Raw genomic sequence first — 20,218 nt, 5'->3', positions numbered from 1 at the left:
AATCAGGCCGGCCTGCGCGAGGTCAGCAGGACGATCCCGCCGACCACGATCAAGCCGCCGATGACTTGCCCGCGGCTCAGCAACTGGTCGAGGATCAGCCAGCCGAACAGCAGGCTGGCGATCGGTTCGACGTTCATCACTGGCGCATTGCGCACAATGTCCAGGCGGCTCACGCAGATGAACAGCAGGGAAAACGCCAGGCCGTAGAGCAGCACCAGGCAGCCCAGCGCCAACCAGCCGGTCGGCGCGCCCGGCTGGTTGATGCCACCGGGCAGCAGTTCGCTCAGGCCCAGCAGTGCGGTGACGCAGAACACCACCAGCAAGGTCAGCAGGCTGCGCACGCTGCCACGCACCTGTGACAGCTTGTGCTCGGTTATCCACAGGGCGCAGGCAAAGACACTGGCGGCGGCAAAGCCGAACAGTATCCCTTCCAGCCATTGTGCTTCGCCGCTGTCCTGGCTGGACAGGCGCTGCGGCACGTCCAGGGCGAACACCAGGCCGATCAGGATCATGCCCATCAACAGCATCGCCTGCCGGGTCGGCGCACGTCCGCCGAGCGCCCAGTTCAGCAGCACCAGCAGGATCGGCGCGGTATTGCCCACCAGCAACGCCAGGGCCACGGGAATCCGCGCCACGGCCGAATAGACACAAAAGCTCTGCGCGGCGATCAGCAGTCCCATCAGCAATTGCCAGCGCCAGGTCCCGGCCTTGAGCTTCAGGGTTTCCCGCTGCCAGAACACCAGCCCGGCGAGCACCAGCAAGGTCACGCCGGAACGGCAGAGAATCGCCAGCAACAGGCCTGTGTCGTGGTCGAAGGCGATCCGCGCGGCGATGTGATTGCCAGCGAAGGCACAGGCGAGGGTGGCGAGAATCAGTACCGCGAGCGGGCGCGGCAGTGCGGTGGAGAGTGACTGCGTTGGGGAAGCGGACATGACAGGCGGTTTTCCTTGACCGGGATCAGGAGCCGCCAGGTGTGGCGGCTCCCGGGGGAGGGGCGACCTACAGCACCAGGTGCGGCAGCCAGAGCGACAGCGCGGGGATATAGGTGACGGCCATCAGCACCAGGAACAGCACGCCGTAGAACGGCAGCAGCGCCTTGACGGTCTTCTCGATGCTGACCTTGCCCACCGCCGAGCCGACGAACAGCACCGCGCCCACCGGCGGCGTGATCAGGCCGATCCCCAGGTTCACCAGCATGATCATGCCGAACTGCACCGGATCGACGCCGATGCCGAGGATCACCGGCATCAGGATCGGCGTGAGGATCAGGATCAGCGGGGCCATGTCCATCACCGTGCCGAGCAACAGCAGCATGACGTTGATGCACATCAGGATCACATAGCGGTTGTCCGACAGGGTCAGGAACAGTGTGGTGATCTTCGCCGGGATCTGCATCAGGGTCATGATGTAGCCGAAGCTGGCGGCGAAGCCGATCAGGATCATCACGATGGAGATCGTGCGTACCGTGCGGTGCATCAGCTTGGGCAGCTCGCTCCACTTGTAGTCGCGGTAGATGAACATGGTCACGAAGAACGACCAGAGCACGGCGATCGCCGCCGACTCGGTGGCGGTGAAGATCCCCGAGAGAATCCCGCCGAGGATGATCACCATGGCCATCAGGCCCCACAGGGCATCGGCGCAGATTTTCAGGGCCTGGCGCAGGGGAATGACTTCGCCCTTGGGGTAGTCGCGCTTTTTCGCGAAGATCAGGCACAGCACCATCAGGCAGGCGCTCATCAACAGGCCCGGGACCACCCCCGCCATGAACAGCGAGGCGATGGACACCGTGCCGCCGGCGGCCAGGGAGTAGAGCACCGAGTTGTGGCTGGGCGGTGTCAGCAAGGCCTGCACCGAACCGCTGACGGTGACGGCGGTGGAGAAATCGCGGGGATAGCCGCGGCGCTCCATTTCCGGGATCAGCACCGAACCGACCGAGGCGGTGTCGGCCACCGACGAGCCGGAAATCGCCCCGAAGAAGGTCGAGGCCATGATGTTCACCAGTGACAGGCCGCCGCGCACGAAACCCACCAGGACTCCGGCGAACGCCACCAGGCGCCGTGACATGCCGCCCTCGGCCATGATCGCGCCGGCCAGGACAAAGAACGGAATCGCCATCAGCGAAAACTTGTTCACCCCGCCGGCGACCTGGATCATCAGGGCCTGGAACGGGATATCGATCCACCAGGCGCCGATCAGCGCGGCCAGGCCCAGGGCGTAGGCCACCGGCATGCCGATCAGGATCAGGAGTATAAAACTGCCCAACAGCATCAGCGCGTCCATTCAGGCAGCCCCTTCGTTTTCTTCGACCAGGTCGAAACGCACCACGCGGCGCTGGCTCTGGTCGCCCAGCAGGAGTTTTTCCAGCACGAAGATCAGCGTCAGGGCGCCGCCCACGGGAATCGGCATATAGGTGATACCGACCCGCAAGGTCGGCAGCGCGCTCATGAACTGGTTCCAGGTCGAGGCGCAGAGCTTGGCCCCCCAGATCGTCATGAACAGGCAGATGGTCGCCATCAGCACCTGGGCGATGAGGGCGGCGCCCGAGCGCATGGCCGGGCTCATGCGGTCGGTGAGCATGGCCACGGCCATGTGCGCGCCGGCACGGTAGCTGGCGGCGGCACCGATAAAGGTGAACACCATCATCAGCAGGATGGCGCTGGGCTCCGGCCAGCTGGAGCCGGTGCCGAGGACGTAGCGGGCAAAGATGCCCCAGGGAATGATCAGGGAGATGGCGAGTATCGCCAGCCCCGCGACCCAGATGCAGGCCATGTAGACCCGGTCGTTGATCTGCAGCACAAGATTCTTCATCGGATGTCACCGTTACCCGCCGGCCTGGGCGCTGGGCGCCAGCCGGTCGGGCCTTCCATGAGGTGGGAGGGGCTTACTCGACCGCTTCGATGCGGGTCATCAGCTCGGCGTAGGGCGCGCCGTACTTCTCGCGGATCGAGGCGGTGGCCTCATAGAAGGGTTTCTTGTCGACGACGATGAACTCGACGCCGGCTGCCTTGAGCTTCTCTTCGCTGCTGGCGGACTTGGCGTCCCACAGCGCGCGCTCTTCGAGTTGCGCCTGCTTGGCCACCTTGCGGACCAGGGTCTGCTGCTCGGGGGTGAGCTTTTCCCAGGTGGTCTTCGACATCACCACCGGCTCGGGCAGGATCAGGTGTCCGGTCAGGGCGTAGTACTTGGCGTTCTGGTAATGGTTGTGTTCGAGCATGGTCGGCGGGTTGTTTTCCGCGCCGTCGATCACCCCGGTCTGCAGGGCGCTGAAGATCTCGCCGGTGTCCATGGCGATGCCGTTGCCGCCCATGGCATTGATGGTTTCGATAAACAGCGGATTGCCCTGCACGCGGATCTTCATGCCCTTGAGGTCGGCGAGGCTGCGCACCGGCTTCTTGGTGTAGAGGTTGCGGGTGCCGCCATCCATCCAGGCCAGGGCCACCAGGTTGAATTCGGACTGGGTGATCTTGTCGAGGATCTCCTGGCCGATCTCGCCGTCGATGACCTTGCGCATATGGGCCTGGTCACGAAACACGAAGGGCATGTTGAACACGTTCACGTCCGGTACCACCGGCCCGACGATGCCGAGGCTGACCCGGGCCATCTGGACCGCACCGACCTGGGCCTGTTCCACCACCTCCTTTTCCGAACCGAGCACGCCGCCGGCGAACATCTTGAACGTCAGGCTGCCGTTGCTTTCCTTGACCAGGGCCTTGCCCATGTTTTCTTCGGCGACCACGGTCGGGTAGCCGGCCGGGTGGATGTCGGCGAACTTGATTTCCAGGGCATGGGCCAGGTGGCTGAAGCTGAAGGCGAGGGGGAGTGCGGCGATGAGAAGCTTGCGTTTGAAGTCCATGGGGTGATTCTCCGTCTTGTTGTTATTTTTTGGCTGCTTCGTTCAAAAGTGCTCGGTATCCACGCCCTCGGGCACAAGGCATCAGGCGTGGAAAAACGGTTCCTCCAGGCCCTGGACGCCCGGGCGCAGGGCAAACACGCCGCCGGCCAGGGGCTGGTCGTGCAGGTCGCCGCCGGGGCGGATCGAGGTGACGAACAGGGTGCCCAGGTCGCTGCCGCCGAACGCGCACATGGCGGGTTTCTTCACCGGCACCGCCAGGGAACGGTCGAGGCGACCGTCAGGGGTGAAGCGATGGATCAGGCCTTCGTCGTTGCCGCAGATCCAGTAGCAGCCATCGACGTCCATGGCGGCGCCATCGGGTCGACCGGGGTACTGGTTCATGTCGACGAACAGCCTGCGGTTGTGCGGCGTGCCGCTGTCGGTGTCGTAGTCGAAGGCCCAGATGCGCTGCACGCTCGGATGGGAATCGGACAGGTACAGGGTCTTGCCGTCAGGACTGAAGGCCAGGCCGTTGGGCACGATCAGGTTGTCCAGGCTGGCCTGGAGCGGTTGCTGTTGCCCGGCGTCGTAGCGATACAGGGCGCCGACCGCTCGGCCCTGGCTCATGTCCAGGAGCATGGTGCCGGCCCAGAAACGCCCCTGGCGGTCGCAACGGCCATCGTTGAAACGCATGCCGGGGCTGGCATGCCGGACCGGTGCCAGCAACCGGCTGTGCAGGCCGTTGTCGACATCGGCCTGCAGCCTGAACAGGCCGCTTTCCAGGCCGGCGATCCAGCTGCCGTCCTTGCCGCGGGCTATGCAGGCGAGCATTTCCGGGGTTTCCCAGCTGTGGGTCTGCCCGGTCCCGGCACTCCAGCGGTGCAGGCGACGGGCCGGGATATCGACCCAGTACAGCGCCTGTTCGCGCACGCTCCACACCGGGCTTTCGCCGGTGGCGTTGCGGGCGTCGAGAATCAATTCTGCGTCCATGGGCACTTCGTTCCCTGAAGAGGATGGTTCGTCGGCTCAGTCGCCGAAAGGACCCGCGGCGACAAAGGCACCGCCCTGGTAGACCATGGCCGGATCGTCCGCCGCCGGGGCCGGCTGGGCCTCGACCTTGGCGCGGAACGGCTCGGAGCTGTCCTGTGGCTGGTAGCCGAGGTGCGCGGCCAGATGGTTGTCCCACCAGACATAACGATTGTCGGAGACGCCGTAGACCACGGTGTGCCCGACATTGGGCGCATACAGGGCGCGTTCGAGCAGTTGCGTCAGGTCGTCGAAGCTCAACCAACTGCTGAGCATCCGGCGGTTCTGCGGTTCCGGGAACGATGAACCGATGCGGATGCTGACGGTCTCGATGCCATAGCGGTCGAAGTAGAAGCTGGCCATGTCCTCGCCGTAGGACTTGGACAGTCCGTAGTAACTGTCCGGGCGCCGTGGCGCGTGGGCGTCGATGGTTTCGCTCTGCTTGTAGAAGCCGATCACATGGTTGGAACTGGCGAAGATCACCCGTTTGACGCCATGGCGACGGGCGGCTTCGTAGATATGGAAGACGCCGCAGATATTGGCCCCGAGGATTTCCTCGAAGGGGCGTTCCACCGAGACGCCGCCGAAATGCAGGATCGCGTCGACGCCTTCGACCAGCTGGTGCACCGCCTGCTTGTCGGCGAGGTCGCAGGGCCGGACTTCCTCGCGGTCATCGATGGGCACCGCCATCTGGGCGATATCCGACAGGCGCAGGACACGGGCATAGGGCCGCAGGCTTTCGCGCAGGACCTTGCCCAGGCCGCCGGCCGCACCGGTGAGCAGGAGACGATTGAAGGGCTGCGGGGTGGTTGTCGCTGAGGTCATGGCGTGGCCCTGGTCGAATGTTTGTTGTTATTTTTGTCGTCTGTTGTCGTACGACATTGAGTCTGGATTATCGTCAGCGCGAAACGGCTTTGTCAATGCGATGGACGCTTTGATCGGTGGCCACCACGGGCTGTAGATTTTTCAAAATGTTTCGAGCTGCATGATCGCTTCCCGGCGGAGCGCGGGAGCGATCAATCGGCAGCGATCGGCTACAACAACGAAATCGGGTAGCTGATAAACAGGCGGTTCTCGTCGAACTCGTTGGTGCTGAAGCTCTTGCGGATACTGGAGTTGCGCCAGCGCACGTTGAGGTCGCGGAAGGTGCCGCTCTGCACGGTATAGGCCAGCTCCGATTCACGGCCCCATTCCTTGCCGTCGGTCACCGTGCCGATGTGCACGTTGTCGCCGCTGATATAGCGGTTCATCAGGGTCAGACCGGGGATGCCCAGCGCGGCGAAGTTGTAGTCATGGCGCAACTGCCAGGATTTCTCCCGAGCGTTGTCGTAGCTGTTGTTGTAGCTGTCGTTGGCGAGAGTGCCGCCGCTGGTGCCGTTGACCCGCATCCAGGCACTGTCGCCGGTGAGTTTCTGCAGGCCGACATAGAAGGTGTTGCCGCCATGGCGGGCGGAGAACATCCCCGACCAGGTCTTGTTCTCCAGGTCGCCGGCCAGGGCGCTGCCGTCTTCCTTGCCGTAGAAGAAGCCGAGGTTGGCGCCCAGGGTCCAGTCACCCAGCGGCTGGCTGTGGACCAGGTTGACGTACTGCTGGCGGTAGATGTCCTTGAGCTGGGCATTCCACAGCCCGACCATCGTGCGCTTGTCGTTGAAGCTGTATTCGCCGCCCTGGAAATTGAAGCGGTCGGAGGTGATACCGGCTCTGCCGTTCATGAACATATCGGTCATGCTCGAATCGTTGCGCGGGCTGTTCTTCTGGAACTGGCCGCCGTAGAGCGTCAGGCCGTCGATTTCCTTCGAGGTGAGCTGGCCGCCGCGAAAGGTCTGCGGCAGCGAGCGGCCATCGTCCGAGCGGAGGATGGGTAGTACCGGCATCCATTCGCCGACCTTCAGTTCGGTCCTGGAAATCCGCGCCTTGAAGGCCACGTCCAGGCGACCGAAGTTGTCGGCCGGACGTCCGTCACGGTCCAGCGGCAGCAACTGGGTACCGCCGGTGCCTTTGCCGCCGTCGAGCTTCTGGGAAAAGCTGCCGAGCACGTCGAGACCGAAGCCGATCGTGCCCTGGGTGAAGCCGGATTTCGCGTCGAGGATGAAGTTCTGCGTCCATTCCTCGGCCTTGCCCTGGGGGTAAGCCGGGTTGGTGAAATTGCGATTGAAGTAGGCGTTGCGCAGGTTCAGGTTGGCGACGGCGTCATCGACGAAACCGTCGGCGGTGGCCAGGGAAGGTAGCGTGAGCGTGAGGCTTGCGGTGCCGAACAGCACCAGCGAACGAGAGGGACGATTCATCATGAACAGGCAGCTCCAGGGTTTTTATTGTTATTAGTGTTATACGTTGTCGTACAACATCAGCCGGATTATCGACAGCGAAAAAGCGCTTTGTCAACGCTCTGGTAGGCCGGGAACATGGCCGAGCCCGATGGAAAATCGGCTTGTTCAATGAGATAGGGGCTTGAAGGCTCGATCTAGAGCTTCTGGACGCCGGAGGGGAGAAAGGCAATTTTTTTCAAGGTTGTGTGATGACGCGGGGCAACCGTCAAACAGGGAGCCCGCCGGGCTCCCGTTTCTCGTCAGAAGTGGTATTTGACCAGCAGGCTCGCGGTGTCCTGGTTGGTCTTGAAGGCGCCGGAGTCTTCGATGCCGTATTTGTTCTTCCAGTAGTCGTACTCGATACCGACGTACAGCTGCTTTTCGCTCCAGTGCAGGGCCTTGCCGAGGTCGTACTTGATCTGCGGGTTGAAGTGCAGGTTGGCGTGGTAGGTGCCGCGCGCGGTCTTGTCGTTGTCGACCACCCAGTCCATGAAGCCGTCGATCAGCACATTGGAGTCGCCCACGGGGATGGTGTAGGACCAGACCGGAGTGATCTGCCAGACGTTGTCGCCGGGACGGTTGCCTTCGGTCTGGCGCTGGTAGAAGTTCAACTGGAAATAGTCGAAGCCGGGGATCGCCAGGTCGAAACCCGGACCCACCAGGTAGGACTCGTTGTCGCCTTCGCCGAACTCATAGGTCAGGGCCAGCAGGACGTCCTTGATCGGGCCGAACTCGAGCTTCTGGTCGAGGATCTTGCCGAACGACAGGCGCGGGCTGAACTCGCCGTAGTAGGTGTCCGGGCCGACATTGCCGTCTTCCTTGCCGTTGTAGAAGATCCGGTCGACGAACAGGAAGTTGTCGCCGTATTTCCAGGCGTCGGCATGTTCGAAGGTCACGGTCTGCTGAATCTGCGGATTGACCGTGAAGTTCTTGCCCCACAGGTAAGTCAGGCTGTTGTTTTGCCATTGCAGCAGGTCACCGGCCATGGCCTGTCCCGCGCCCAGCAGTGTTCCCGCGAGCATCAGGCTCGTGCAAGTACGTTTCATCTGGTTGCTCCCAAAGTGAAATGATTCGACGGTGGTGTCGTTCGGCGCTCTGGTGTGGCGCCTTTGCTCATTGCGGTAAAACTATTCAATCGGTCAGCTTCCTTGCTGTTGGCAAGTGCTGCGCCAAGGCCGGAAAAACGCCAAAGCACACCCGTCCGACTGTTCGGGAACAATCGGCCTGATGGTGTTTCAGGGGGCCTCGAAGCTGCCAGTAACCGGGGTAGGTTGGTCAGGTGGTCAGCTTTTCAATCCGGTCTTTTTCAGACCGCAAGCGAGCGGGCGCGCAGGATACAGAGGCACGTCCACTGTCTCAAGTGCTCCGCGAGGGAGCCCGGCCGGCAGCGATGACGCCTGCTGCCGGAGCCTGTCAGTCAGTGCTGGTGCGCGTGCCCGCTGAGGGCGGCCCGTCCAGCGCCGCCGAGTACATTGAACAGCAGGTTCAGGGACACCGCGCTGAGGGTCGCCATGGCAATCCCGCTGTGGGTGATGGGCCCCATCCACAGCGGCAGGTGGGCGAAGAACTCCGGGCGGACCACGGGGATCAGGCCCATGCCGATGCTCACCGCCACCAGCAACTGGTTGCGGCGGTCGGAGATGTCGGCTTCCTGGAGGATCCTGATCCCGGTCGCGGCCACCATGCCGAACATCGCGATGGCCGCGCCGCCGAGCACCGCCGGTGGGATCGAGGCAACCAGGAACGCCGCCTTGGGCAGCAGGCTGAGGATGATCAGGAAGCCGCCGGCGACCATGGTCACCGAACGGCAGCGCACGCCGGTCATCTGCACCAGGCCAATGTTCTGGGCGAACGAGGAGTGGGTGAAGGTGTTGAAGAAACCGGCCAGGAACGAGGCGCCGGCATCGCACAGCAGGCCGCGGCGCAGCATGCGCGGGGTGACTTCCTGGCCGGTGATCTTGCCCAGCGCGAGGAACATGCCGGTGGACTCGACAAAAATGATCACCACCACCAGGCACATGGAGAGGATCGGTGCGAGGTGGAATTGCGGCATGCCGAAATGCAGCGGCGTCACCACTTTCACCCAGGGGGCCTGGGCCAGGCCGGCGAGGTCGACCATGCCTATGGCGCCGGACAGCACATAGCCTAGCGCCATGCCGATCAGCACCGAGATATTGACCCAGAAACCGCGCATGAAGCGATTGATCAGCAGGATGGTCGCCAGCACCAGGGCGGCGACGCCGAGGTAGATCGGCGAGCCGAACTGCGCCGCGGCATTGCCGCCGCCGGCCCAGTTCACCGCGACCGGGAACAGCGAAAGGCCGATGGCGGTGATCACGGTACCGGTGACCAGGGGCGGGAAGAACCGCACCACCCTGGACATGAAGGGCGCGATGAGCATGCCGAAGAAACCGGCGGCGATGGTGGCGCCGAAGATCCCGGTCATGCCGATACCGGGCATGCCGGCCATGGCCACCATGCTGCCGACGGCGGCGAAGCTGGCTCCCATCATCACCGGCATGCGGATGCCCAGGGGGCCGATGCCGAAGGATTGCACCACGGTGGCGATACCGGCCACCAGCAGGTCGGCGTTGATCAGAAAGGCGATTTCTTCACGACTCAGGCCTGCGGCCTGTCCGATGATCAGCGGCACCGCGACGGCTCCGCCATACATCAGCAGGACGTGTTGCAGACCCACGAGGATCAGTTGCAACAGAGGCAGACGTTGAATAGCGGGTGCGGCGGGGATGCGCGGTTCGGATGACTCGGACATGCAACACCTCGGATTTTTTTTGTTCTTGTGGTTTTAGCGCTGTGTGGTTGCGGACAGCGTTTTTGAATCGGTTACAGCCTTGTGGCGAGCGGGCAAGCCCACTCGCCACAAGCAAGCTCGCCACATCGGCTTCAGTTGGTACGTGCCCCCTGGTTGATCCAGGCGCCAATCAGGTCACGTTCCTGCTGGGTCATCTGGGTGATATTGCCCAGGGGCATGATCTGGCTCGCGACGGCCTGGGCCTGGATCCGCGGGGCCAGTTGCTGGATCTGTTGCGGGGTGTCGAACATCACCCCGGCCGGGGCGGTGCTGAACAGCGGGCTGGTGGGCCTGGCCGAATGACACACCGCACAACGTTCCTGGATCACACTGTGGACCTTGTCGAAGGCGATATCGCCGGCCGCGCTGTTCGCCGCTTGTGCCGGTGCCGGCGCGGCAGGTGTCGACGGAGCGCCCGGTTCAGCCGCCGGTGCCGGCTTGAGGCCACCGCCGAGGGCGGTTTCCGGCAGCGGCTGGTACTCGATCTTCGCCGGTGCCTTGGCCACCTGCGGTGCGCCGGGGTTCGAGGCGGGCCCGGTGACATAGGCCAGGCAGATCATGCCCAGCGCCGCGACCGGCAAGGTCCAGGCGAACCTGTGGCTGTCGTGGCGGGTGTTGAAGTAGTGCCGTACCAGTACCGCCAGTACCGCGATCCCGGCCAGGATCAACCAGTTGTACTGGCTGCCGTAGGTGCTCGGGAAATGGTTGCTGATCATGATGAACAGCACCGGCAGGGTGAAGTAGTTGTTGTGCCGTGAGCGCAGCAGGCCCTTGGCCGGCAGCGCCGGGTCCGGTGTGCGGTTCTCGGCGATCGCCGCCACCAGGGCGCGCTGGGCCGGCATGATGATGCGGAAGACATTGCCGACCATGATGGTGCCGATGATCGCGCCGACGTGCAGGTATGCCCCGCGTCCGCTGAACACCTTGCTGAAGCCGTAGGCCGCGGCGATCAGCAGGACGAACAGGATGAAGCCGAGCAGGGCCGGGCGCTTGCCCAGGGCCGAGTCGCAGAGGAAGTCGTAGACGAACCAGCCGGCGATCAACGCGCCGATGCCGATGGCGACGCCTTCGGGACCGCTCAGGCCGCTGCCGGGGGCCACGAGGTAGAGCACGGGATTGGAGTAGAACACCACGCAGAGCAGGGCGATCCCCGACATCCAGGTGAAGTAGGCTTCCCATTTGAACCAGTGCAGGTTGTCCGGCATGGTCGGTGGGGCCAGCTTGTATTTTTCCAGGTGGTAGATGCCGCCGCCATGGATGGCCCAGAGGTCGCCGGCCAGGCCGTCCCTGGGGTTGGCCTGGTTGAGGTTGTTCTCCAGCCAGACGAAGTAGAACGACGCGCCGATCCAGGCGACGCCGGTGATCATGTGAACCCAGCGCACGCTCAGGTTCAGCCATTCCAACAGATGTGCTTCCACAGTCTTTACCTCTCGCCTGTCACTCTTTTTCGGGAGTGATCAGACCTTCTCTTATTGGTGGGCGAGGATCAGGTACTCATCCTCTTTGAAGAAATGCTCATCGCAGTTATTGCCACTGCCACTGCGATCAACCACCAGGAAGTCATCCCGCTTTTCGATCGTCAGCACCGGGTGGTGCCAGACGCCGCGATGGTAATTGATGCCCTGCCTGCCATTGCTGACGAAGGCGCGGACCAGACCTGATACAGGTGCATCGCCAAGTGGCGCGACCACGATCAGAAAGGGGTTGCCGAGCAGCGGGATGAAAGCCTGGCTGCCCAGCGGATGGCGTTCGAGCATGCGTACGGTCAGCGGCATGTCCAGCGCGTCGGCGCGGAAAATGCTGATGATCGCCTTGTCGTCGGGCGTCGCGGTTTCTACCGTGGCCAGACGATGGAAGCGCTGGGTCGAACCGTTGTTGATCATGAAGTGATCGCTGCCGTCGGTTTCGATCACGTCACCGAAAGGGGCGAAGGCTTCTTTGCTCAGGGGTTCGATCATCAGTGTGCGCATGGCTGTCTTCTTATCCGAATTCTGTGTTGTTTGTTCTATCGTCATCGCGGGCAGGCCCGCTCCCACATTTGCAACGCGTTCTGCTGTGGGAGCCGGCTTGCCTGCGATCGGGGTCATCGCTTACCTGGCGACCTTGCCGAGGACTCGCAGACGGCTCACGCCACCATCGGGGAACACGTTCAGGCGGATATGGGTGATCGGTCCCAGGGCCTTGATCTGTTCGGCGAAGGTGTGTTCGGCGTGCATTTCCAGTTTCTGGCTCGGCAGCAGTTCGCGCCAGAACAGGCTCTGGGTCTCGATCTGGCTGTCGGTGCCGCCCTTGACGAAGGCCGCCTGGATCGAGCAGCTGTCGGGGTAGTTGCCCTTGAAGTGCAAGGTATCGACGATGATCTTCTCGATCTCGCCCGGATGGCCCAGGGCAACGATCACCCAGTCATTGCCCGGGGTACGACGACGAGCGGTTTCCCAGCCGTCGCCCATGTTGATGCCACGGCCCGGGTTGAGGATGTTGCTCATGCGTCCGAAGTGCTCGTCGGAGCAGGCCAGGGCACGACCGCCGTTGAGGGCGGCGGCGAGGTCGATCTGTTCGTTGTCGCCCACGGCCGACCAGTCGCGGTAGGGGATGCCGTAGACCCGCAGGCGGGCCACGCCACCGTCCGGGTAGATATTGAAACGCAGGTGGCTGAAGGCCTGGTCGTTGCCGATTTCATGGTAGTGGTGACTGTTGCCTTGGAGCTCGACGGCGGACAGCACTTCGACCCACTGGGTGTTGTCGTCCGGTTCGCCTTCGGCGAGGAAGCAGGCTTCCAGCGAGGCCGACGGCGGGTAGTTGCCGGTGAAGAATGAGGTGTCGATGTCCACGCCCTTGATCGAACCGGGCACGCCCAGGCGGATCACAGCGCTGTCGTAGCCTTCGAAGCGCTTGCGGCGCGATTCCCAGCCGTCCATCCACTTGCCGTTGTCATCGAACACGCCTTCCTTCCAGACAGCCGGGGTCGGCTGGAACAGGCGGTTGGCGTCGGCGAACCAGTCGTCGGTGACGGAAATGATCTTGGTACCCAGGCGTGCGTCGGCCAGGTTGACGAATTTCTCGAAAGGTACGGCGTAAGCTTTCATTCTTCTTGTCTGCCTTTGAATAAGTGGCTGGGGATGCTCGCAGGGCCCTGGGCACCTTCGGTGCTCGGGCCAAGGTCGCTATAGGGTCAGTAAACGGAACAGGGCGATCTTGTTGATCTCCGCCAGGGCGCACCTGAACTCGGTGTCCACCGGGTTGTGGATGCGTGTTTCGAACGCGGCGAGGATCTGATGCCGGTTGCTGCCTTTTACCGCCATGATGAAGGGAAACTTGAACCTGGCCTTGTAGGCCTCGTTCAGCTCGGTGAAGCGCTGGAACTCTTCGGCCGTGCATTGGTGAATACCGGCGCCAGCCTGTTCATGGGTGCTGGCTTCGGTAAGCTGGCCCTGGACGGCGGCTTTGCCTGCCAGGTCCGGGTGGGCGTTGATCAGTGCCAGCTGGCTGGCGTGATCGGCGCTCAACAGGATGTCGCTCATGCGCCGGTGCAGGGTTTCGATCTGGTCGATACCGCTGTCCTGGCCGAGGTCGAAGGCCTTTTCGGCGACCCATGGCGAATGTTCGTAGATATCGGCGAAGGCCTCGACAAAGGCCGCGCGGCTCAGGGTCGATGGCTTGAGGGTCTGGAAAGCACTCATTGCACCGGCTCCTGGTACGGATGGGTGGTGTGCCAGTGGCGGGCGATATCGACCCGGCGCGTGAACCAGACCTGGTCGAAGCCCTTCACGTATTCGATGAAGCGCCGCAGCGAGGCCAGGCGTGCCGGACGCCCGATCAATCGGCAGTGCAGGCCGATGGAAAGCATTTTCGGCGCCTCGGCGCCTTCGGCGTAGAGCACGTCGAAGGCGTCCTTGAGGTACTGGTAGAAATCGTCGCCCTGGTTGAAACCCTGGACCTGGGTGAAGCGCATGTCGTTGGTGTCGAGGGTGTACGGAATCACCAGGTGCGGCTTGCCGGTCGGGTTGTTCGGTTCCCAGTAGGGCAGGTCATCGTCGTAGGTGTCCGAGTCATAGAGGAAACCGCCTTCTTCCATCACCAGCCTGCGGGTGTTCGGCCCGGTACGGCCGGTGTACCAGCCCAGCGGCCGCTCGCCACTGACTTCGGTGAGGATGCGGATGGCTTCGAGCATATGCTCGCGTTCCTGCGCCTCGTCCATGTACTGGTAGTCGATCCAGCGGTAGCCGTGGCTGCAGATCTCGTGACCGGCCTCGACCATGGCGCGGATGACGTCCGGGTGACGCTGGGCGGCCATGGCCACGGCAAAGATCGTCAGCGGGATGTCGAAGGTCTTGAACAGCTTGAGGATCCGCCAGACGCCGGCACGGCTGCCATACTCGTAGAGCGACTCCATGCTCATGTTGCGTTCGCCCTGCAGCGGTTGCGCCGCGACCATCTCCGAGAGGAAGGATTCGGACTCCTTGTCGCCGTGCAGGATGTTGCGCTCGCCGCCTTCTTCGTAGTTGAGCACGAAGGACAAGGCGATACGGGCATTGCCCGGCCAATGGGGGTGAGGAGGGTTACTGCCGTAACCGATCAGGTCGCGTGGATAGTCAGCGCTCACTGCAGTCTTCCTTCTTGTTCGTGGTGACGATTGCGTGGCGTCCCGTCAGACCGGGTGGCGTCACAGCGATGGAACGATTGTATACAACTTTATATTCACTTTGTAAGCCCGTTTTTTTCCATTTCTGCCAGAAAAAGCCTGTTCGATTCGCTGCAAGAAATCTGCCTGATCGGTCAGCTAATGGATGAAAGGTCTTCTATCCATGGGCTTTCTGCCAAGATTAGCAGTGTTCGAAAAGGGCGCTGAAAAGTGCAAAATTTATTGTGTACAATTTTTATTAAAAATGTCTTAATCATTTTATCGCCACACGCCCGGGGCTTTCCCGCGCCGTGCGGCATCTCCTTTATCCACTGACTCCGGGAGGCGCGAGGCCCGGTCTGCCAGCAGGGCAGGCGGGCACGCAGAAGCAATGGGACGTTTGACTACGCATGTTTTGGATGCCGCACATGGCTGCCCCGGCAGTTCGATCAAGGTCGAGCTGTATCGGGTCGAGGGCGCACGGCTGGAACGGGTCGCCAGCACCCTGACCAACAGCGACGGACGCTGCGATGCACCGCTGCTGCAGGGGGACGATTACCGTTCCGGGGTCTATCAGTTGCAGTTTCATGCCGGTGACTACTATCGGGCCCGTGGCGTGACGCTGCCGGAGCCGGCCTTTCTCGACGTGGTGGTGCTGCGCTTCGGCATCAGCGCCGAGCAGGAGCACTATCACGTCCCCTTGTTGATATCGCCCTACAGTTATTCGACCTACCGAGGAAGTTAGATCCCCCAAGGCGCTGCACAACTTCTTTGGTCACCTTGCCCGCGCACACTGCGGGCTTTTTTATGTCTTGCCGAATGATCGTGTCCCTGCGCCGCGTGGCAACGACCGATCAATGTTCTCCGGGGGGGCTGTGTCGCCAGTCCCGGCCCTTTCGCGGGCAAGCCCGCTCCCACAGGTCCGCGATGCATACAGAACAGGTGCCTGGCGCCACACTTGTGGGAGCGGGCTTGCCCGCGAAGAGGCCGGTATCGCCCGCATCCATCTAACGGCTCAACAACGACGCCGCTCCCGCCCCGCTGAACAACCCGGCACTGATCCGGTTGAACCAGCTCTGCCCCTTGCCGCTGCGCAGATAACGCGCCGCGCCATGGGCACCGAGGCCGTAGGTCAGCTCGCAGAGCAGGTCGAGCAGGGTCCAGGTGATGATCATCACCAGCAACTGGCCGAGAAAGGGTTCATCGGCCTTGAGAAACTGTGGCAGGAACGCGGCAAAGAACAGGATGTCCTTGGGATTGCTTGCGCCCAGTACGAAAGCGCGCCCGAACAGGGCACGAAAGCGTGGTGCCGGCGCGATTTCGGGCACATTCGCCGCCTGTGCGGGCTGGCGCGACTGCTGCCAGCTCTGCCAGGCGAGATAGAACAGGTACAGGGCCCCGACGATCTTCAGGGCGCTGAACAGCTGTTCCGAGGCCAGCAGCAACGCCCCGAGACCCAGGGCCGAGGCGCTCAGCAGGCAGATCGAGGCGCTGACACCACCGAGAAAGGCCGGGTATGAACGACGCAATCCATAGTTCAGGCTGTTGCTGATCATCAGCAGCGACAGCGGCCCGGGGATAAGAATCACCACCAGGGCGGCGGCGCTGAACAACAACCAGGTTTCCAGACTCATCGGGTTTCTCCCTCATGTACAAAAGCCCCGCCGAAGCGGGGCTGGCTACTACCGCCAGGGTCTTCCTAGAGGAAGATGAACTTGGCGATAAAAATGGCGCACAACACCCACAGGCTGACGGAAATATCCTTGAACTTGCCGGTCCCGGCCTTCAGCGCCACGTAGGTGATAAATCCCAGGGCGATTCCGTCGGCGACCGAAAAAGTCAGCGGCATCATGATCGCGGTGACGATCGCCGGAATGCTGTCCGTCGCATCGTCCCACTCGATATGCGCCATGCCGCTCATCATCAGCATGGCCACGTAAATCAATGCACCCGCGGTCGCGTAGGCAGGGATCATGCCAGCCAGCGGGGCAAAGAACATGGCCGCCACAAACAGTATGCCTACAGTAACAGAGGTCAGACCAGTCCGACCACCAGCGGCAACGCCGGCAGCACTTTCCACATAGCTGGTGACGGGCGGAACACCGACTACCGCACCGAAGACGCTGGAGACGCTGTCGGCTTTCATCGCCCGCGACAGGTTCTCGATACGACCGTCCGCATTGACCAGGCCGGCGCGCTGGGCGACCCCCATCAGGGTGCCGGCGGTGTCGAACATATGGACGAAGAGAAAGGCCAGTACCACGCTGATCATGCTGACGTTGAACACGCCGGCCAGGTCCATGGCCATCCACGTCGGGGCCAGGCTTGGCGGGGTGGAGAAGATGCCTTGGTATTCCACCAGGCCCAGGCCCCAGCCTGCGAGGGTGACGGTGATGATGCTGATCAGGATGGAGCCGAAGACCCGGTGGTAGCTGAGGATCGCGATCATCAGGAAGCAGATGGCGGCCAGCAGCGGGCCGGGCTCATGCAGGGCGCCGAGCCTGATCAGGGTGGCGGGGCTGGCGACGACGATCCCGGCGGTTTTCAGGCCGATGACGCCGAGGAACAGGCCGACGCCGGCGCCCATCGCATGGCGCAGGCTGACCGGAATGCTGTTGAGCAGCCACTCGCGGATGCGCGACAGGGTCAGGGCCATGAACAGTGCGCCGGAGATAAAGACCGCGCCGAGGGCGGTTTCCCAGTGGTAACCCATGGTGCCGACCACGGTATAGGTGAAGAAGGCGTTCAGCCCCATGCCCGGGGCCAGGCCTACCGGCCAGTTGGCGTAGAGCCCCATCAACAGGCAGCCGAGGGCGGCGGCGATGCAGGTGGCGACAAAGGCCGCACCGTGGTCGATGCCGGCGTCGGCCATGATGTTGGGGTTGACGAAGATGATGTAGGCCATGGTGATGAAGGTGGTCACACCGGCAATCAGTTCGGTTTTCACCGTGGTGCCATGCAGCCTCAGTTTGAACAGACGTTCGAGCAGGCCAGTGCTCGACGGCGGCGAGAGATCCAGCGTGGGGGCTTCGGATTTGCGGCTTTCCACAGCGAGTACTCCTCAAGAGTTTTATTGTTATTTCCAGAGCCGGACACGTGATCGTGGGCAGCGGCTCTTTGAGGCAGTACGGGTTTTGTTGACCGATAGGTCAAGAACTCGCACGAAGCGAATTATGCTTTTGTATACAAATAAAGCAAATAATGTTTTTGTTTTTGTGTGCGATGGATTGCGCGGACGCGCTATATAGCCAGGTGTCGATCGTTCCCACGCTGCAGCGTGGGAGGCGATCAAACAAGGGGAGGGGATCAGGTCGGGCGGCTGTCGCCCAGGGCCCGGTTGACCGCCATCCAGCCATCCACGGCGGCTTCGCCGGCCTGGGCAAAGGCCTTCTGCAGCAACTTGACCTGCTCGCGGCGCAACGATTCTTCCAGGCTGATCCCATCGGCGGTCAGGCACAGCAGACGCTTGCGCTTGTCCGTGGGGGACGCAACGCTTTGCACCAGGTCCATTTCGGTCAACTGGCGCAGCGGCATGTTCAGCGCCTGTTTGCTCACACCCAGTTGCCCCAGCAGTTCCTTGACGCTGAGGTCCGGGTAGCGCGCGATGAAAAACACGATCCGTTGGTGTACCCGACTCAAGCCACGGCGTTCGAGCATTTCGTCGGCCTTGGCGGTGAATGCCTGGTAGCCGAAGAAGAACGCTTCCATGGCGTCTTGTTGGGTATTGGAATTTTTAAGGTCAAGCATATTGACGTATTGGCTCGCGGCGTCGTAATTTCGGTCAAGTAGTTTGACGTATTTGTCTCTCACTTTGCTACCGGTGACTCTTTATGGCCTTCTCCGAACGTGTTACGCGCCTCAAAAGCTCCCTGATCCGTGAAATCCTCGCCGCCGCCCAGCGTCCCGAAGTGATGTCGTTCGCCGGTGGGCTGCCGGCCGAGGCGATGCTGCCGAAGCTGGAATGGGATGGCATGCCGGTGACCATGGGGCAGTACGGCATGAGTGAGGGCGAGCCGGCCTTGCGTGAGGCACTGGCGGCCGAGGCGCGGGCGCTGGGGATCAATTGCCAGGCCAGCCAGGTGCTGGTGGTCAGCGGTTCCCAGCAGACCCTCGACCTGGTGGCGAAGCTGCATATCGACAAGGGCACCGAGATCTTCATGGAAGCGCCGACCTATCTGGCGGCCTTGCAGATCTTCCAGTTGTTCGGTGCCGATTGCCTGGGCATTCCCCAGGAGCAGGACGGTCCGGACCTGCTGCAACTACGGGCCCGCCTGGAAAAGCATCGGCCGGCGTTTATCTACCTGATCCCGACATTCCAGAATCCGTCCGCCGTCTGCTACAGCGAAGCCAAGCGTGCCGGTGTCGCGGCATTGCTGGACGAATTCGGCGTGACCCTGATCGAAGACGAGCCCTATCGCGAACTCAGCTACGATGGCGTCGACGCCGTGCCCATTGCCGGCCGCCTGCGGCGGGCGAGCTGGGTCTACACCGGCACCGTGTCCAAGACCCTGGCCCCGGGCTTGCGTGTCGGTTACCTGATCGCCAGCCCGGATCTGTTTGCGCACCTGCTCAAACTCAAGCAGTCGGCGGACCTGCACAGTAATCGCGTCGGGCAATGGCAGGCGCTGCAATGGATCGGCACGGAAAAGTATCGCCGGCACCTGCTGGAGTTGCGTGACTTCTATCGGGTCCGGCGGGATGCCTTTGCCCTGGCCCTGGAAAAACACTTCGCCGACCTCGCCGACTGGCAGGTGCCCCAGGGCGGATTGTTCTTCTGGCTGACCCTCAGGCAACCCCTGGACACCCGCACCTTGCTCGACGCCGCCCTGGCCCGGGATGTCGCCTTTATGCCCGGCGAACCTTTTTTTGCCGAACCGGAGCGTAATCCGGGTAATCTTCGTCTTAATTTCAGTCATATCGCGCCGGAGCGCCTGGACGAAGGTCTCAGGCGCCTGGCCGCTGTCGTACGTCATGCACAGGCCGCACAAGCGGCTTAAGGGGAGGGCCATGTACAAGGTTTATGGCGATTACCAGTCGGGCAATTGCTACAAGATCAAACTGATGCTGCACCTGCTGGGGCAGGAGTATCGCTGGCACCCGGTGGACATCCTCAAGGGTGACACCGAGACGCCGGAATTCCTGGCGATGAACCCCAACGGCAAGGTGCCGGTACTGGAGCTGGAAGACGGCACCTGCCTGTGGGAGTCCAATGCGATTCTCAACTTCCTCGCCGATGGCAGCGAGTTCCTGCCTACCGAGCCGCGCTTGCGCACCCAGGTGCTGCAGTGGCAGTTTTTCGAGCAGTACAGTCATGAGCCCTATATCGCGGTGGCACGCTTCATCGAGTTCTACCTGGGCTTGCCGGAGGAGCGCCGGGAGGAATACCTCAAGTTGCAGAAGCGCGGGCACAAGGCATTGAAGGTGATGGAGAAGCAGCTTCAGCACACCCCGTACCTGGTGGGCGAGCATTATTCGATCGCCGACATCGCCTTGTACGCCTATACCCATGTCGCCCACCAGGGGGCTTCGACCTGAGTCTCTATCCGGGTATCCAGGCCTGGTTGCAACGGGTGGCCAGTCATCCGAAGCATGTCGGGATGCTGGATTGACCGGTAAATCCG

19 protein-coding genes and 1 pseudogene are annotated in these 20,218 nt (G+C 62.4%); 3 read left to right on the top strand and 17 right to left on the bottom strand.

The window, feature by feature from the left end; translation table 11 throughout:
- Nucleotides 1-2 precede the first annotated feature (2 nt).
- From KI243_RS23320 to puuE, 14 genes are all read right to left on the bottom strand, one after another.
- Nucleotides 3-932, bottom strand: coding sequence for a DMT family transporter (locus KI243_RS23320; RefSeq protein ID WP_212809961.1), 930 nt, complete (start codon nt 930-932; stop codon nt 3-5).
- Nucleotides 933-999: 67 nt separating this feature from the next.
- A complete protein-coding gene (locus tag KI243_RS23315) occupies nt 1,000-2,280 on the bottom strand; it encodes a TRAP transporter large permease (protein ID WP_177117853.1) in 1,281 nt (426 codons plus the stop codon).
- Complete coding sequence (locus tag KI243_RS23310) at nt 2,281-2,808, bottom strand: TRAP transporter small permease (protein WP_103032909.1); 528 nt, start codon at nt 2,806-2,808, stop codon at nt 2,281-2,283. It abuts the gene before it with no gap.
- 73 nt (nt 2,809-2,881) lie between these two features.
- Nucleotides 2,882-3,853 (bottom strand): TRAP transporter substrate-binding protein, encoded by a 972-nt coding sequence (locus KI243_RS23305; protein ID WP_212809960.1) that lies wholly within the window; start codon nt 3,851-3,853, stop codon nt 2,882-2,884.
- An 81-nt stretch (nt 3,854-3,934) separates the two neighbouring features.
- Nucleotides 3,935-4,822 (bottom strand): SMP-30/gluconolactonase/LRE family protein, encoded by an 888-nt coding sequence (locus KI243_RS23300; RefSeq protein ID WP_212809959.1) that lies wholly within the window; start codon nt 4,820-4,822, stop codon nt 3,935-3,937.
- 36 nt (nt 4,823-4,858) lie between these two features.
- Nucleotides 4,859-5,683 carry an NAD(P)-dependent oxidoreductase gene (locus KI243_RS23295; RefSeq protein ID WP_212809958.1) on the bottom strand — a complete coding sequence of 275 codons (825 nt, stop codon included), beginning with the start codon at nt 5,681-5,683 and terminating at the stop codon, nt 4,859-4,861.
- A 209-nt stretch (nt 5,684-5,892) separates the two neighbouring features.
- The gene (locus tag KI243_RS23290; RefSeq protein WP_212809957.1) at nt 5,893-7,146 is read right to left on the bottom strand and encodes an OprD family porin; all 1,254 of its coding nucleotides are present in this window, start codon (nt 7,144-7,146) and stop codon (nt 5,893-5,895) included.
- Between the two features lie 278 nt (nt 7,147-7,424).
- Nucleotides 7,425-8,210 carry an outer membrane protein OmpK gene (locus KI243_RS23285; protein ID WP_177086471.1) on the bottom strand — a complete coding sequence of 262 codons (786 nt, stop codon included), beginning with the start codon at nt 8,208-8,210 and terminating at the stop codon, nt 7,425-7,427.
- 371 nt (nt 8,211-8,581) lie between these two features.
- Nucleotides 8,582-9,937, bottom strand: coding sequence for a nucleobase:cation symporter-2 family protein (locus tag KI243_RS23280; RefSeq protein ID WP_017127697.1), 1,356 nt, complete (start codon nt 9,935-9,937; stop codon nt 8,582-8,584).
- Nucleotides 9,938-10,068: 131 nt separating this feature from the next.
- Nucleotides 10,069-11,394 (bottom strand): urate hydroxylase PuuD, encoded by a 1,326-nt coding sequence (locus tag KI243_RS23275; protein WP_212809956.1) that lies wholly within the window; start codon nt 11,392-11,394, stop codon nt 10,069-10,071.
- Between the two features lie 51 nt (nt 11,395-11,445).
- Nucleotides 11,446-11,946, bottom strand: coding sequence for an ureidoglycolate lyase (locus KI243_RS23270; RefSeq protein ID WP_017129721.1), 501 nt, complete (start codon nt 11,944-11,946; stop codon nt 11,446-11,448).
- Between the two features lie 120 nt (nt 11,947-12,066).
- Nucleotides 12,067-13,062 (bottom strand): allantoicase, encoded by a 996-nt coding sequence (gene alc / locus KI243_RS23265; RefSeq protein ID WP_017129720.1) that lies wholly within the window; start codon nt 13,060-13,062, stop codon nt 12,067-12,069.
- 78 nt (nt 13,063-13,140) lie between these two features.
- Complete coding sequence (gene uraD / locus KI243_RS23260; protein ID WP_017129719.1) at nt 13,141-13,656, bottom strand: 2-oxo-4-hydroxy-4-carboxy-5-ureidoimidazoline decarboxylase; 516 nt, start codon at nt 13,654-13,656, stop codon at nt 13,141-13,143.
- Nucleotides 13,653-14,579, bottom strand: coding sequence for an allantoinase PuuE (gene puuE, locus KI243_RS23255; RefSeq protein WP_017129718.1), 927 nt, complete (start codon nt 14,577-14,579; stop codon nt 13,653-13,655). Before puuE ends, uraD begins: the two co-directional genes overlap by 4 nt.
- Before the next feature lie 409 nt (nt 14,580-14,988).
- On the opposite strand from puuE, the gene uraH reads away from it, so the two are divergent.
- Nucleotides 14,989-15,342, top strand: coding sequence for a hydroxyisourate hydrolase (gene uraH / locus KI243_RS23250; RefSeq protein ID WP_042937186.1), 354 nt, complete (start codon nt 14,989-14,991; stop codon nt 15,340-15,342).
- A gap of 262 nt (nt 15,343-15,604) precedes the next feature.
- On the opposite strand, the gene KI243_RS23245 is transcribed toward uraH, so the two are convergent.
- From KI243_RS23245 to KI243_RS23235, 3 genes are all read right to left on the bottom strand, one after another.
- A complete protein-coding gene (locus KI243_RS23245; RefSeq protein ID WP_212809955.1) occupies nt 15,605-16,231 on the bottom strand; it encodes a LysE family translocator in 627 nt (208 codons plus the stop codon).
- Between the two features lie 65 nt (nt 16,232-16,296).
- Complete coding sequence (locus tag KI243_RS23240) at nt 16,297-17,646, bottom strand: NCS2 family permease (RefSeq protein ID WP_212809954.1); 1,350 nt, start codon at nt 17,644-17,646, stop codon at nt 16,297-16,299.
- A 257-nt stretch (nt 17,647-17,903) separates the two neighbouring features.
- Nucleotides 17,904-18,344 carry a MarR family transcriptional regulator gene (locus tag KI243_RS23235; protein ID WP_042937185.1) on the bottom strand — a complete coding sequence of 147 codons (441 nt, stop codon included), beginning with the start codon at nt 18,342-18,344 and terminating at the stop codon, nt 17,904-17,906.
- 83 nt (nt 18,345-18,427) lie between these two features.
- Here KI243_RS23235 and KI243_RS23230 point away from each other — a divergent pair, with 83 nt between their 5' ends.
- Together KI243_RS23230 and KI243_RS23225 are read left to right on the top strand one after the other, a co-directional pair.
- Entirely contained in the window at nt 18,428-19,594 is a 1,167-nt protein-coding gene (locus KI243_RS23230; protein WP_212809953.1) for a PLP-dependent aminotransferase family protein, read from the top strand.
- A 10-nt stretch (nt 19,595-19,604) separates the two neighbouring features.
- Nucleotides 19,605-20,206 (top strand): annotated as a pseudogene (locus tag KI243_RS23225) (glutathione S-transferase family protein).
- The last annotated feature ends 12 nt before the right edge of the window (nt 20,207-20,218 follow it).

It is taken from the genome of Pseudomonas sp. Ost2 (assembly GCF_018326065.1).
GTDB lineage: Bacteria > Pseudomonadota > Gammaproteobacteria > Pseudomonadales > Pseudomonadaceae > Aquipseudomonas > Aquipseudomonas gingeri.
This window is presented reverse-complemented; position numbering and strand designations above follow the sequence as displayed.